Genomic DNA, 13305 nt, shown 5'->3' with positions numbered 1-13305 from the left:
GCATCGAATGACAACAAAGGGGTCGCCGGCGTATTCGTGGATGGTGTTCGCCGCCGCCGGCGGGTTCCTGATCGGCATGCTCGTGATGGCCGCGCTGTTCACCGTGTTCCCGGCCGGCCCATGGGCCAGCGCGGACCGGCGCGCGGAAGCGGCGGGCCGGGTTGAGCCGCCCGTGGTTGCGGTGCGGCCGAGCCCGCCGGAGACACCGCCCGCGGTGACGCCGCCGGCGCAGACCGCTGCGGCCGTTCCCTCCGTGTCCGCGGATCCGGTCGAGGTCCTGCGCGGGCGTCATCTCGAATTGCCGATCCAGGGCGCCAGGCGGGAGGACGTGCGCGACTCGTTCAACGAGGAGCGCGGTGCATCCCGGCAGCACGAGGCCATCGACATGCTGGCGGCCCGTCATACACCCGTGATCGCTGTCGAAGACGGCACCATCGCCCGGTTGTTCAACAGCGAGGCCGGCGGCATCACCGTGTACCAGTTCGATCCCACCAACATTTACGTGTATTACTACGCGCACCTGCAGCGGTACGTGGATGGGTTGAAAGACGGCGATCGCGTGAGACGCGGCGACGTGCTCGGCTACGTCGGGACCTCGGGCAATGCGCCGCCTGATACGCCGCACCTGCACTTCGCCATCTTCCAGATGACCGATCAGAAGCAGTGGTGGCAGGGGATGCCGATCGATCCCTACAAGGTCCTGAGGTAAGTCGCGCGCGTCTCTTCGAGGCTGTCGAGAATGCGATCGGCAAACGCCTTGGGGGTGATGACCCGGGCCGCCGGTCCAAACCCCATCACCCACGCCTGCAGTTCCCAGTCGAGCACCACGTTGAGCGTCAGGCGGATGCGTCCGTCCGGCAGTTCGTCGATCGCCTGCGACGCGTGCCATTGCCGCTCGCGAACGTAGGGCGCCTCGGCGGCGGTGAACTCGATGACCACGGGCTCCGGGGTCCCCGAGAACGCGCCGAGGGAGTGCGGGAACACGTCGGCGGGGGAGTCGGCCACGGGACTGAAACTCTCTTCGAGCGCCACCGCCTGCTCGATGCGCTGCACCGCGAAGGTCCGCATCTCGGCGTAGTCGGGCACGAAGGCCTGCAGGTACAACCCGCCTTGCGCGTAGGCCAGCCGGTAGGGTTCGACAATGTAGTCCTTGAGCTTCTTGCTGGAGAAGGAGTGGTAGCGCATGCGCACGCGGCGGCGGCCCAGAATGGCCGACATCAGCGTGTCCATCGACTTGGTGGCCGACCCGCTCGCCAGGGGCCGCGACGCGTGTTCCTTGGCGCCGAGCGCGGCGGGCAGGCTCTCAATGAACTTCCACAGTGCCGGCGGCAGCGCCTCGTACAGCTTGTCGAACGCGGAGGCCAGGCTGTCTTGGAACGGCCCGCCGGTGACCGCCGAGAGGACGGTTCGACTGAGGTAGAGCGCGCACAGTTCCGACAGCGAGAAACCGGCGGCAGCCACGCCCTTGAAGACGTCCCGGTTGAGGGTGAACGCCGTCTTGCCATCGCGCTTGGTGGTTTCAATCGGGAAGCCGGCCTGGGTCAGGGCCTCGAAATCCCGTCGGATGGTCCGCTCCGATACGCCCTCACCGACGGCAGCCTGGGCTTCGGCCAGGGTCAGCCCCCGGGCCTTGCCCTCGAGCGCCAGCAGGATGCGCCACTGGCGGACTATTTCGGTATGGCGTTCCATGGGGATCTGAAATCAGGCCAGGATTCGAACTTTGGGGCGCGGCACGACGTATGCATTAGTAGGCAGGAGCGTGCCATGGAACGCAACGGTGACCCGGTTGACCTGATCTGTCACGCGCGCCAAATAGGGTGTGGTTATGACAATTCGCATTCGTTTCCGCCAACCCGCGCCAGCCGCCCGGAAGGTTTGCCAGCACTGCGAGAACCGCCGCAGCCTCTTCCGGCAGGAAGGCATCGCGAAGTGGGACCCCTACTACGCACTCTGCTACAAGTGCTACCAGCGCTACATCACTCGCGCGCAGACGGCACCGCCACAGCGGGACGTAGCGGCCATTGCCGCCCGTCGCCCTCGTAGAACACTCGCTCTAGAAACAGGCCTGATGCCGGCGCGGTAAGCTCCGCCGGCGTAGGGCGGGATGTGGCGTCCGGCCTCTTGACCGCCGGCTTGTCCGCCGTAGCCTTGGCGGAGGCGGAAGCCTTGGCGGAGGTGGTTAGCCGGACCGGGTCGCGAGGAGGCGCCAACAAGACGCCGATGTCCTCCACGGCCATGCCGCCCTTGCCGATCTCGGCCAGCACGCCGACCATGCGCCGCACCATCTTCCAGATGAAGTGCGAGCCGGCCACCCGGATCAGGATGAGGTCGCCGTCTTCACCGACCGTGACCTCTTCGACCAACACCTCGGTGGACTTCTCCTCGGGGTCGTCGTCGCTGAAGGCCTGAAAGTCGTGCATCCCGGTGAACCGCGCGGCCGCCGCGCGCATGCGCTCCACGTCGAGCGGCTCGCGCACCCACCAGACAAACGGCTTGGCGAAGGCACTGCGCCGCCGCGACACCTGGTAGACGTAGCTGCGCGCCACCGCGCCGTGGCGGGCGTGGAAGCGGTGCGGCACCGTGTCGACCGCCAGGATGTGGATGTCGGCCGGCAGCGTGTCGTTGATGCCGCGGCGGATGGTTTCGGCCGGCAGCGGCTTGCGGATGTCGAGGTGTGCGACCTGCCGCAGCGCGTGCACCCCGGCGTCGGTGCGGCCCGAGCCCATGAACTCGAAGGTCTTGTCGCGCGTCAGTTCGCCAACGGCGCGTTCAATCTCACCCTGGACGGTGCGGGCGTTCTTCTGCTTCTGCCATCCGCTGTAGCGCGTCCCGGCATATTCAATCGTGAGCTTGTATCTCGGCACGAGCCTTCATGATAATGCCGCATGTCGATTCACAAGCCCGTTCACGCCACAAATCTTCCGAAACCGGTAGGCCCGTACTCGCCGGGCATGAATTTCGAGCGCCTGATCTTCGTGTCGGGCCAGGGCGCCACCGACCCCGTTACCGGCGAGCTGGCCGGCGCCGGCGTCGAGGCGCAGACCGAGCAGTGCCTCAAGAACGTGCAGGCCATCCTCAGGGCCGGCGGCTCGGACCTCCAGCACGTGCTTCGCTGCGGCGTGTTCCTGCTCGACATGAAGGAGTTTCAGCAGATGAACGGGGTCTACTCGCGGATGTTCGGCGAGCATCGGCCGGCCCGCACCACGATCCAGGCCGCCGGCCTTCCGGGCGAAGGTCTAAGGGTCGAAATCGACTGCATTGCCTATCGCCCCGATCGTTAGGACTCGCTCAGGGCAGGCCGCTAGATCTTGAGAATCACGCCGCTTCCGCGCCCCGTCAAGCTGCTCGGGTGGGTGAGCCTGCTCACCGACGCGGCCACCGAGGCCGTGTATCCGCTCCTTCCCGTCTTTGTCACGCAAGTGCTGGGAGGCCCGCCGATCACCCTGGGCATCATTGAAGGCGCCGCCGACGCCACCAGCAGCGCGCTCAAGGTGTTCGCCGGACGCTGGTCCGACCGCCTGGGCGCGCGCAAGCCGATCGTTGTGGCGGGCTACGCGCTGTCGTCGCTGGTCCGGCCGTTCGTCGCGCTGGCCACGTCGTGGGGGCACGTGTTCGTCGTGCGCGTGACCGACCGGGTGGGGAAGGGCCTGCGCGGCGCGCCGCGCGACGCGATGCTGGCGTCGCTGGCGCCGCCGGGCCAGCGTGGCCGCGTGTTCGGGTATCACTGGGGCATGGACCATGCGGGCGCGTCGATCGGCCCGCTGCTCGCCACGGTCTTCCTCTGGTTCGCGCCCGACAACTACCGCCTGCTGTTCGGCCTGACGATCATCCCGGGTTTGCTCGCCGTGCTGACCCTGCTCCGCGTCCCAGAAACGCCGAGCACTCTCGCACCTCAGCACCCCAGCACCGCAGCACTCGAGCACCTCAGCACTTCAGCACCGTTGCCGAAGCCGCTGAAGAAGTACTTGGTAATCCTGTCGGTGTTCACCCTCGGCAACTCTTCCGACGCGTTTCTGCTGTTGCAGTTGTCGCAATCCGGCGTTCCGTTGATGGGGCTCACGGCTCTCTGGAGCGCTCAGCACGCAGTGAAGGCGCTGCTGTCGATGCGGGGCGGCGCGCTGTCGGACCGCTTCGGTCGGCGCGCGCTCATCGTCTCGGGCTGGACCATCTACGCGGTGGTCTACGCGGGCTTCGCGATGAGCCATTCGGTCGGGGCGCTGATCGCGTGGTTTCTGGTCTACAGCGTCTACGCCGCGGCCGTGGAGGGCAGTGAGAAGGCCCTCATCGCGGACCTCGTGCCGGACGCGATGCGCGCCACCGCGTTTGGGTGGCACGCGGCCGTCCAGGGCTTTGGCGCCCTGGCGGCGGGCCTGTTCTTTGGATTGCTCTGGCAGACCTTCGGCGCGCCGGTCGCGTTCATGACCGGCGCGGCCCTGGCCCTGACGGCGGCGCTACTTCTTGCCCTGGTTCACGACATTCATGGCCGTCGTGATCATTGACGCCACGTCGCCGAGGTTCGACGGCAGGATGATGGTGTCGGCGTTGTTGATGACCTTGCCGAACTCGGCGATGTACTGCTCGGCCACCTTCAACTGAATCGCCTCGGCGCCGCCGGCCGCCTGCGTGGCCGCGGCGACCCGCTTGATGCCTTCGGCATTGGCCGTCGCCACCGCGAGAATGGCCGAGGCCTGGCCTTCGGCCTCGTTGATCTGCTGCTGGCGCCGCGCTTCCGACGCCTTGATCACCTGCTGCTTTTCGCCTTCCGCCGAGTTGATGGCGGCGTCGCGCTGGCCTTCCGAGGTGAGAATCACCGCTCGCTTTTCGCGCTCGGCGCGCATCTGCTTTTCCATCGCGGCCAGGATGTCGGCCGGCGGCGTGATGCTCTTCACTTCGTAGCGCAACACCTTGACGCCCCACGGCTCGGTGGCCTTGTCGAGTTCGGCGACCACCGAGATGTTGATGTTGGTGCGCTCTTCGAACGTGCGATCCAGATCGATCTTGCCCACTTCGCTACGCAGCGTGGTCTGTGCGAGCTGCGAAATCGCAAACATGTAGTCGGTGATGCCGTACGAGGTTCGTTCCGGATTCAGCACCTTGAGGTAGAGCACGCCATCCACCTGCACCTGCACGTTGTCGCGCGTGATGCAAATCTGCGCCGGGATGTCGAGCGCCATTTCCTTGAGCGAGTGCCGGTAGCGGATGACGTCGATGAACGGCACGAGGATGTGGAACCCCGCGTCGAGCACGCCGGCGAAGCGGCCCAGCCGCTCGACCACGAACGCGCTCTGCTGCGGGACGACGATCGCGGTCTTGGCCAGGATGACCAGCGTGATGACCGCGAGCAGGACGATGACGAACAGGCCGCCTTCCATTTCGGGCACTCCATGTAGGGCCGCCCTTCATGGGCGGCCGGAATTATTCGGGAACTACCGTGAGCAACAGGCCGTCGATGCCAGCCACCTTGGCGCGTTGACCGGGAACGAGCGTCGCCTCGCTGGTGTTGCGGGCGCTCCACGACGCGCCACGCACCTCGACCCGTCCGACCGCGCCGGGCGCCAGGTACTCCTGGACCACCGCGAGCACGCCGACGAACGAGTCAATCGAGGGCGGCGGAGGGGCCTGGAACGTCGTCTTCAGCCGGCCGCGGAAGATCAGCAGCGAAATGACGGACAGGACGCTGAACAGCAGGCCCTGCATCCAGATGGATTGGACGGCGCCGAGCGCGGCCAGCACGCCCACGGCGAGGGCGCCAATGCCGAAGAAGATGATGAAGAAGCCGCTGGGAGTGACCAGCTCGGCCACCACCAACGCAAGACCGCCGGCGAGCCACAGCCACCATTCCATGTGCGCGATTATATCTAGGTTCGACGGACTGGTATGATCGGTGGTTCCATGCCCTTGATTCTGGTTACCAATGACGACGGAGTGCAGTCGGAGGGCATTCACGCCCTCGCCGAGGCGATGAAGCCCCTGGGGGACGTCGTGGTGGTCGGGCCCCTGCAGGAGGCGAGCGCCATCGGCCACGCGCTGACGCTGCGGCGGCCGCTCCGCATCGAGACCGTCCGCGACGGCGTGTTTGCCGTGGACGGCACGCCGACCGACTGCGTCAACATCGGCTGCGAGATCATCCTCAAGCGGTTGCCGGACTTGGTGGTGTCAGGCATCAACAAGGGCTGGAACCTCGGCGACGACATCACCTATTCGGGCACCGTCTCCGGCGCGCTCGAGGCGGCCCTGCTCGGCGCGCCCGGCATTGCGGTGTCGCTCCGGCGCACACCCACCTACGACTTTGGCCCGTCGGCGGCGGCCGCGGCCACGGTCGCGAAGTACGTGCTGGCCCACGGCATTCCGTCGCGGACCTTCCTGAACATCAACGTGCCCACGGGCACGCCCAAGGGCCTGCGCGTGACGACACAGGCGAAGCGCAATCACGTGACGCAGATCGACTCGCGCACCGATCCGCGCGGCAACCCGTACTACTGGATCGAAGAAGCCCTCGACGAGTACCATCCCGACAGCGGCCGGTCGGACTACGAAGCCGTGATGGATGGTTACGCCTCGGTCACGCCGCTGCAGCCCGACATGACCGCCTACGAGATGCTCGAGAAGCTGGTCAGTGGGCTGAAATAGACGGGAGGGCACTGCTTGTCGGGAGGGAACCGCTGGTCGGGAGGGAACCGCTGGCCGGGATGGTGCCACGGCGCGGCCGCCGTGCTTGGCGCGGCCTTGCTCCTGTGGTCGCCACTCCAGGCCCAATCAACGCGCACGCCGACGGCGCGGCTGGTGTCGGCCTCGAAGTTCGACCTGCCTGGCGAAATCGACTCCAGCAACCCGATGGTGTGGTCGCTGGTGGACGGCGTCAACCGGTTGTTCGTGATTACGTCCTGGGGCGGCGTGCCGGTGCGGTCCGCGGGCACCAGCCTCGAAACCCTTCACCGCGGCGATCCCGTCGCGTTCAGTTCGCATCCTGGCGATGGCGTTTGGATGGAGGCGATCGTCCCTGACGACATCGGCACGTGGTATGGGTTCTACCACCACGAGCGTCCCGCGGATCTCTGCGGACGGCCGGAGCGGCAGTTGCCGCGCATTGGCGCCATGAAGTCCACCGACCAGGGCGGCACCTGGGAAGACCTCGGCATTGTGCTCGATGCGCCGCCGGGGAGCGAAGCGTGCGATTCCGCGAACCGGTTCGTGCTTGGCGGCGTCGGCGACGTCACGGCGGTGCTCGACGCCAACGGCCAGGATCTTTATCTCTACTTCAGCCAGTACTCACGCGACGCTGCCGGGCAAGGTGTCGCGGTGGCGAGGATGGCGTGGGCGGATCGTGACGCGCCGGTGGGGAAGTTGACCATCTGGAACGACGGCGCATGGCTCCCTGCCGCGCGGCCGGACGAGTTCGCGCCGTTCACCTACCCGGCCGGCACTCCGCTGGTGAAGGCCAGCCGGCCGTTCCACGACCGGTCGTCCGCCAACGACGTGTTCTGGGGCGCGTCGGTCCACTGGAATACGTATCTCGAGCAGTACGTAATGCTGTTGAACCGCGCGAAAGACGATCAGTTCGGCCAGGACGGGATCTACGTGTCGTTCTCGCCGACGGCAGCGGACCCGCGGGCGTGGTCGGCGCCAGCGAAGATCCTGAACGGCGGGCAATGGTACCCGCAGGCAATCGGCACCGAAGCCGGCTCCGGCACGGACCGCCTGGCCGGCAAGCGCGCCCGCTTCTTCATGACGGGCAAGTCGGAGCGGATGATCGAGTTCGAGCGTTAGCCGCTACCGTTGGCCGTGCCAGAAGGGCGGCAACTTAGTTTTGGTGCCTTTTGGCGGGCAATGGAGTATGCTGTCTCAAGTCGGGGCGTGGCTCAGCTTGGTAGAGCGCTCGGTTCGGGACCGAGAGGTCGAAGGTTCGAATCCTTTCGCCCCGACCAATTCTTCCAGGAAGGCCCGGGTATACCGGGCCTTTCGCACGTACGGAAGCCCCAGGTCGAAGCGAACCAGGCCCGCAAGCACCTCGGCACCTTTATCTCGGATACCAGTCCGCGAACCGAACATCGATCTTGAGCCTGGTGAGCGCCGTCTTCAGTTCCTGGAGCCCTCGGGTCGTCGGCACCGGCCTTGAACCGCCCACCGGCACGGGGCGCACCCATTCCTGATCGTAGTGATACGGATACACGACCTTGGGCGCCATCGCGGCAAGGCAGTCGATGGCCGCGGCGGGTTCCATGCGGGCGAGCGGCAGGTTCAGCGGGAAGAACGCCACGTCCACGTTCTTCACGGCCTTCACTTCCGGCACGCACTCGGTGACGCCGGCCACGTAAATGCGCTTGCCGCCCACGGTGATGAGGTAGCCGTTGGCCTCGCCCTTCGGGTGATACGGATCGCCGGGCTTGATGTCGTAGGCGCCCACCGCCTCGACGCGGAAGCTCCCGAACTGCCTGGCCTCGCCGTTGTTCATGACGATGCCGTCGGGCACCTGCTTGAGGCCATTGGCCGCAATCACCACCGGCGCGCCCGGCTTTCGCACGCGCGCGATGGCCTTCACATCGAGGTGATGGCCCACGTCGTCCGTGATCAGGATCAGATCGGCGGGCTTCGCCTTCGACAGGTCGCTGACGCTCCAGGGATCGACGTGGATGACCTTGCCCGCATACTCGAACTGGATGGACGAGTGCACGAATGGCGTGATCTCGATCCCGGCATATCGATCCGCGGCCGCCACAGCCACACAGGAGAGTAGAAGGACTAGACAGGAGATCAGGAGAATAGGAGACGCCAATACATTTCTTCTGATCTCCTGAACTCCTGTTTCAAACTCTTGAACTCCTGTGCGCATCAGGGCAACCTGTAGGCGATCAACTCGCCGGGCCGGATCGAGCTGCTCGCCGCGACGACGATGTACTGCTTGCCGCCGAACATGTAGGTCATGGGCGAGCCGGTTTGCGCACCGGGCATGGCGACCGCGCCTACTTCGGTCCCCGTCTTCTTGTCGTACGCGCGCAGCATGGCGCCGCGCTGGCCGCCGGGCATGGCCACGGTGCCGCCCTCGCCGGAAATGAGCAGCGTCTTGGTGACCAGCGTCCCGATGCCGCCAGAGCTACCACCGGCGCCGCCCGGCCGCCCCGTGCGCGGAATGTTAAGCCCTTTGAGCGCTGGGTGGTTCTTGATGGCGTCTGGTGTCTCGCCGTGCGCGATCTGCCACGCGATCTCGCCCTTGTTGAGATCAATCGCGGTGATGCGGCCCCAGGGTGGCTTCACGATGGGGATCCCGTTCACCGACAGTCCGCCGCCGCCATCCTCGGACGCGCTGCCGGCGCTGATGTATGCCATGTCGGACCGCTTGGGATCGTTAACCATCGACAGCACGCGGACCAGCGTGTGGGAATAGACGTACAGCATCCCGGTCTCTGGGTCGAACGAGCCACCCGGCCAGTTGGCGCCGTTCGGGATGAAGAGCAATCCCTCCTTGCCGTTCTCGCCACGCACGATCGGCGGCGTGAACAGCGGACCGGTCTTGTATTTCGCAACCAGCGATAGCGCTTCGGCCTTGATCTCGGGCGTGAAATCGACGACGTAGTCTTCGAGGAAGCCCTGGCGTTCGAACGCCGGCGGCTTGGTGGGGAAGGGCTGCGTCGGCGAGTACCACTCACGCGGCACCGTGCCTTTCTCGACCGGACGCTCTTCGATCGGCCACACCGGCTCGCCGGTCTTGCGATCGAACACGTAGACGAAGCCCTGCTTGGTGGGCTGCGCAACCGCCGCGATCTTGCGGCCGTTCACCGTGATGTCGACGAGAATGGGCGCGCACGGAATGTCGTAGTCCCAGATCGGGTGGTGCACGAGCTGGTAGTGCCAGATGCGTTTGCCGGTCTGCAGATCGACCGCAAGCAGGCTTTCCCCAAACAGGTTGTTGCCGGGGCGATGACCGCCAAAGTAATCGCCGGTGGGAATCTCGACCGGCAGGTAGGCGATGCCCAACTGTTCATCGACCGTCATCTGGGTCCACACGCCGGTGTTGCCGGTGTACTCCCAGGAGCCTTCGTGCCAGGTGTCGTTGCCGAACTCACCGGAGATCGGGATGGTGTGGAAGATCCACAGGCGCTTGCCGGTGCGCGCATCATAGGCGCGGATGTAGCCCTTGGCGTTCTTCCGGCTGCGCGGCACCGACCCGGCGCGATGGGCGGCGCCCACCAGCACCACGTTCTTCGCCACCACCGGCGCGCCGTTCCACGCGATCTCGCCCTCGATCGGATCGAGATCCTGGTCCGCGTCCTTCTTCAGATCGACGACGCCGTTGATGCCAAAGTCCTTGAGCGGGTGACCGGTCTTCGCGTCGAGGCCGACCAACTGGTAGCCAATGGTGACGTAGAACACGCGCTCGTCGCCCTTGCCGTCGGTCCAGTAACCGACGCCGCGGCCGGACAGGCGTCGCGACGAGCGCAGCGCGCGCTGACCTTCTTCGAGCCGATGCAGCCACAGCATCTCGCCGGTCGCGGCGTTGAGCGCGACCGCGTTGCGATGCTCGCCGGCGGTGGCGTAGAGCACGCCGCCAATCATCAACGGCGTGGTCTGCAGGTTGAAATCAGGGCGGCTCCCGAGATTCTCCGTGCGGAAGCGCCAGGCCACTTCGAGCTTGCTGAAGTTGGTGGCGTCAATCTGATCGAGGGGCGCGTATCGGGTGACACCGAGGTCGCCACCCCATGTACGCCACTCGCCGCCGGTGGTGCCATACTGCGCGCCCAAGCCAACCGACAGCAGCGCCACACCGATGACGGCCAGAGCCTGCCTCGCCGAAGCGCGAAGCGCGGAAGCGGGCATCACTTCGCCAGCGGATCCGACCGCAGTGGCAGCTTCAGCACTTTGGCCGCCGGTTGCCTGGCACTGATTGAGGCGATCGACGCCGCGACACCTACGGCCATCAAGCTTGCACGCAGCCTGCTCGTCGTCATGACAACTCCTACTGTTGTTGGCGCGCCTCGGTCGTGGCGGTCTTCCGTTGCGCCTTCCGCTTGGCGAGCTCTTCCTGATACTGCGCGTCGGTCAAGAAGGCGACGTCCGTCCACCCATGTCCCATCTCGTCCATCGTCCGGCTGCCCCAGCCGATCCACGCGGTCGGGTCGGGGTTGTGCTTGTTGTTGGCGGTGTTGTCGTGCGTCGACACCGTGTGCAGGATGGTGCCGGCGGGGAAGAGATGCGGCGTCTTGTACTTGTAGGTGATCTGCCAGTTCTGCTCGTAGTGCGTGGCGCTGGTCAGCACCTCTCGGCGGCCGTCCGGATGAATGGCTTCGAGGTACAACTTGGAGCCGCGGAAATGCATGTGCGGCTGGAAGCTGATGATCAGCGCCGGCTTCGGCAGCGGCCAGAAGCGCTCGTGCTGCACCACCGAGTTGGGCGGGATGCTGAGGAGCGCGGCGGCGTGCAGCGGGTTCTCGGCAATCAGCGCACCGGTCGGCATCGACGGCTCGTCGATCGACAGCTTGTGGCCGGCGCGCAGCAACAGGTCTTCGATGCGCTCGCGGTTGAGCACCCAGTCGTTGCCGACACCAGTGCGGATGCGGTGCGACGTCACGACACGCGACGGCACCACGCCCTTGGGGTAGAACTTGATGCCCACGCGCATGCGATCAAAGGTCTCTTCGCCGTAAGGGTGATAGTGGGCCTCGAACCGGAACTGCGCGCCCTTCTTCAGGATCTTCGCCGTGCCGTCCGGAAACACGTCGGCGTCGTTGCCGGCGCCGTACTCGATCAGATCCAGTGAGTTACCGACGTTGGAGCCCATGCCCAGGTTCAGCCCGTCGGTATCAACGCCTTCCGGGTGATCGACGTAGACGTGCGCGTGGTGGACGGCACGGTGCGCGTCAGGAATGATCTGAACCCATTTCACGTAGCGGTCTTCGGTGAGGCCGGGATCGACGTGCTCTTCCGGAATGAAGTCGGGCCCCTCGGCCGGAATCTTGAAGCCCTTCCCCATGCGGACAATCAGGTCGGGCTGACCGTAGGTCCATTCGGTGTCGGGCAAGAACACTTTTGCCGGAGGCGCATCCGACGCGCGGCCTTCAACCGCGCCCTTGTCCACCCAGGCGGCAATCACCTCGACCTCGCGGTCGCTCAACGACGGATCCTCGAGGTACTCGCCAATGCTGCGGTCGATGTGCCAGGGCGGCATCTCGCGGCTGGTGACCTTCTGCTTGATGGCGCGCGCCCACGGCCGCGCGTCGCGGTAGGTCAGCAGCGACATCGGCGCGTGCGTGCCCGGCCGGTGGCAGCTCTGACACGACCGCTGCAGGAGGGGGAGCACGTCCTTGTTGAACGTGGGCCCCGGCGCGGCGGCTTGTGCCTGCGCGTAGGTCACGGGCTGTGTGGATAACAGCAGGGCCGTGGCAAGCACGAACCCTGAAGCGCCGGCAAGCTGACGAACGGTGACCATCTGGCCTCCCTGTGGGGCATACTCTAGCACCGCGGAACTCACGCGGCACCCCATAAAGGGGTGCCCTACGACTCACGCGCCCGGTACCTGTAGGGCACCCCTTCCAGGGGTGCCGGAGGATCACGATGATCGCGAGAACAAGCGTGTTGGCGGCGGTCCTGGCACTGGCAACGGTGGCGCACGCCCAACAGAACCAGCCGATCTACCCGGCCTACGACGGCTTTCTCAAGAACCCCGACGGTAGCTTCACCCTGTCGTTTGCCTACTTCAGCCATAACGCCGACGTCGTGACCATCCCGCCCGGCCCCGCCAACTCATTCGCGCCGACCCCGGGCGACCGGATGCAGCCGATCACCTTCAAGCCGGGCCATTGGCGCTTCCAGTGCGTGATGGTGGTGGGCCCCGAGTTCGACGGCAAGATGAAGTGGACGCTCGGCTACGCCGGCACCACGACCGGCACCAGCGAGCGCATGCTCCAGTCCAACTGGAACCTCGTGGAGGGCGCGCCGGCGTTGTCGAAGATCGATTACGCCAAGGTCCCGCGGGGCGTCTGCCTGAACCGGCCGCCGACGGTGCGCGTGCTCGGCGTCACGGCGCGGCCGAACAACCCGCCCGTGCTGACGGTCGCGCTCAACGAAGAACTCAACCTGTTCGGCAGCGCGCACGACGAGGGACTACCGAGAGGCAAGGGCCTGGTCGTCGAGTGGAAGATGCTGAAGGGTCCCGGCACGGTGACGTTCACGATTCCGGGCGCCGCACGCACGAAGGCGACGTTCTCCGCGGCAGGCGTGTACGAGTTGGAGCTCACGGCGACGGATTCGGAGTTCACCGAACGCACGCGGGTCAACGTCAAGGCCGGGCCCTGAGCGAGAGCGAAGGACGAG

At 66.1% G+C, this 13305-nt stretch carries 14 protein-coding genes and 1 tRNA gene; 7 read left to right on the top strand and 8 right to left on the bottom strand.

Annotated elements, in window-relative coordinates; all coding sequences use genetic code 11:
* The first annotated feature begins 7 nt into the window (after positions 1–7).
* Positions 8–709 (top strand): peptidoglycan DD-metalloendopeptidase family protein, encoded by a 702-nt coding sequence (locus WC815_02290; GenBank protein MFA5907583.1) that lies wholly within the window; start codon positions 8–10, stop codon positions 707–709.
* Here the strand turns inward: WC815_02290 and WC815_02285 are convergent.
* Positions 691–1689 carry a WYL domain-containing protein gene (locus WC815_02285; protein MFA5907582.1) on the bottom strand — a complete coding sequence of 333 codons (999 nt, stop codon included), beginning with the start codon at positions 1687–1689 and terminating at the stop codon, positions 691–693. The genes WC815_02290 and WC815_02285 overlap by 19 nt on opposite strands.
* A 287-nt stretch (positions 1690–1976) precedes the next feature.
* Complete coding sequence (gene truA, locus WC815_02280; protein MFA5907581.1) at positions 1977–2864, bottom strand: tRNA pseudouridine(38-40) synthase TruA; 888 nt, start codon at positions 2862–2864, stop codon at positions 1977–1979.
* A 21-nt stretch (positions 2865–2885) separates the two neighbouring features.
* On the opposite strand from truA, the gene WC815_02275 reads away from it, so the two are divergent.
* The gene (locus tag WC815_02275) at positions 2886–3281 is read left to right on the top strand and encodes a Rid family detoxifying hydrolase (GenBank protein ID MFA5907580.1); all 396 of its coding nucleotides are present in this window, start codon (positions 2886–2888) and stop codon (positions 3279–3281) included.
* A 27-nt stretch (positions 3282–3308) separates the two neighbouring features.
* Positions 3309–4499 (top strand): MFS transporter, encoded by a 1191-nt coding sequence (locus WC815_02270; protein MFA5907579.1) that lies wholly within the window; start codon positions 3309–3311, stop codon positions 4497–4499.
* On the opposite strand, the gene WC815_02265 is transcribed toward WC815_02270, so the two are convergent.
* Together WC815_02265 and WC815_02260 are read right to left on the bottom strand one after the other, a co-directional pair.
* On the bottom strand, positions 4452–5372 hold the full coding sequence (locus WC815_02265) for a stomatin-like protein (protein MFA5907578.1): 921 nt from the start codon (positions 5370–5372) through the stop codon (positions 4452–4454). The two genes, WC815_02270 and WC815_02265, sit on opposite strands and share 48 nt — an antisense overlap.
* Positions 5373–5415: 43 nt before the next feature.
* Positions 5416–5844, bottom strand: coding sequence for an NfeD family protein (locus WC815_02260; protein ID MFA5907577.1), 429 nt, complete (start codon positions 5842–5844; stop codon positions 5416–5418).
* 48 nt (positions 5845–5892) lie between these two features.
* On the opposite strand from WC815_02260, the gene surE reads away from it, so the two are divergent.
* From surE to WC815_02245, 3 genes are all read left to right on the top strand, one after another.
* The gene (gene surE, locus WC815_02255; GenBank protein MFA5907576.1) at positions 5893–6630 is read left to right on the top strand and encodes a 5'/3'-nucleotidase SurE; all 738 of its coding nucleotides are present in this window, start codon (positions 5893–5895) and stop codon (positions 6628–6630) included.
* Between the two features lie 15 nt (positions 6631–6645).
* A complete protein-coding gene (locus tag WC815_02250) occupies positions 6646–7767 on the top strand; it encodes a hypothetical protein (GenBank protein ID MFA5907575.1) in 1122 nt (373 codons plus the stop codon).
* Positions 7768–7848: 81 nt separating this feature from the next.
* Positions 7849–7925, top strand: a tRNA-Pro gene (locus WC815_02245).
* Between the two features lie 92 nt (positions 7926–8017).
* Here the strand turns inward: WC815_02245 and WC815_02240 are convergent.
* From WC815_02240 to WC815_02225, 4 genes are all read right to left on the bottom strand, one after another.
* The gene (locus WC815_02240; GenBank protein MFA5907574.1) at positions 8018–8722 is read right to left on the bottom strand and encodes an MBL fold metallo-hydrolase; all 705 of its coding nucleotides are present in this window, start codon (positions 8720–8722) and stop codon (positions 8018–8020) included.
* A gap of 107 nt (positions 8723–8829) precedes the next feature.
* Positions 8830–10812: a PQQ-binding-like beta-propeller repeat protein gene (locus tag WC815_02235; protein MFA5907573.1), complete on the bottom strand. Its 1983-nt coding sequence runs from the start codon at positions 10810–10812 to the stop codon at positions 8830–8832.
* Complete coding sequence (locus tag WC815_02230) at positions 10812–10943, bottom strand: hypothetical protein (GenBank protein MFA5907572.1); 132 nt, start codon at positions 10941–10943, stop codon at positions 10812–10814. Before WC815_02230 ends, WC815_02235 begins: the two co-directional genes overlap by 1 nt.
* Before the next feature lie 8 nt (positions 10944–10951).
* Complete coding sequence (locus tag WC815_02225) at positions 10952–12421, bottom strand: hypothetical protein (GenBank protein ID MFA5907571.1); 1470 nt, start codon at positions 12419–12421, stop codon at positions 10952–10954.
* A 125-nt stretch (positions 12422–12546) separates the two neighbouring features.
* On the opposite strand from WC815_02225, the gene WC815_02220 reads away from it, so the two are divergent.
* Positions 12547–13287, top strand: coding sequence for a hypothetical protein (locus WC815_02220; protein ID MFA5907570.1), 741 nt, complete (start codon positions 12547–12549; stop codon positions 13285–13287).
* Positions 13288–13305: the final 18 nt, after the last annotated feature.

The sequence above is a fragment of the Vicinamibacterales bacterium genome (assembly GCA_041659285.1).
Taxonomy (GTDB): Bacteria; Acidobacteriota; Vicinamibacteria; order Vicinamibacterales; family UBA2999; genus 12-FULL-67-14b.
Note: the sequence above shows the minus strand (reverse complement) of the source record. Positions and strands in the feature narration are given on the sequence as shown.

Bases quoted from the DNA above. Each gene is read 5' to 3' on its own strand.
- WC815_02290 (MFA5907583.1), top strand. From the start codon at position 8: ATGACAACAAAGGGGTCGCCGGCGTATTCGTGGATGGTGTTCGCCGCC.
- WC815_02285 (MFA5907582.1), bottom strand. From the start codon at position 1,689: ATGGAACGCCATACCGAAATAGTCCGCCAGTGGCGCATCCTGCTGGCG.
- WC815_02275 (MFA5907580.1), top strand. From the start codon at position 2,886: ATGTCGATTCACAAGCCCGTTCACGCCACAAATCTTCCGAAACCGGTA.
- WC815_02265 (MFA5907578.1), bottom strand. From the start codon at position 5,372: ATGGAAGGCGGCCTGTTCGTCATCGTCCTGCTCGCGGTCATCACGCTG.
- WC815_02260 (MFA5907577.1), bottom strand. From the start codon at position 5,844: ATGGAATGGTGGCTGTGGCTCGCCGGCGGTCTTGCGTTGGTGGTGGCC.
- surE (MFA5907576.1), top strand. From the start codon at position 5,893: ATGCCCTTGATTCTGGTTACCAATGACGACGGAGTGCAGTCGGAGGGC.
- WC815_02235 (MFA5907573.1), bottom strand. From the start codon at position 10,812: ATGCCCGCTTCCGCGCTTCGCGCTTCGGCGAGGCAGGCTCTGGCCGTC.
- WC815_02230 (MFA5907572.1), bottom strand. From the start codon at position 10,943: ATGACGACGAGCAGGCTGCGTGCAAGCTTGATGGCCGTAGGTGTCGCG.
- WC815_02225 (MFA5907571.1), bottom strand. From the start codon at position 12,421: ATGGTCACCGTTCGTCAGCTTGCCGGCGCTTCAGGGTTCGTGCTTGCC.
- WC815_02220 (MFA5907570.1), top strand. From the start codon at position 12,547: ATGATCGCGAGAACAAGCGTGTTGGCGGCGGTCCTGGCACTGGCAACG.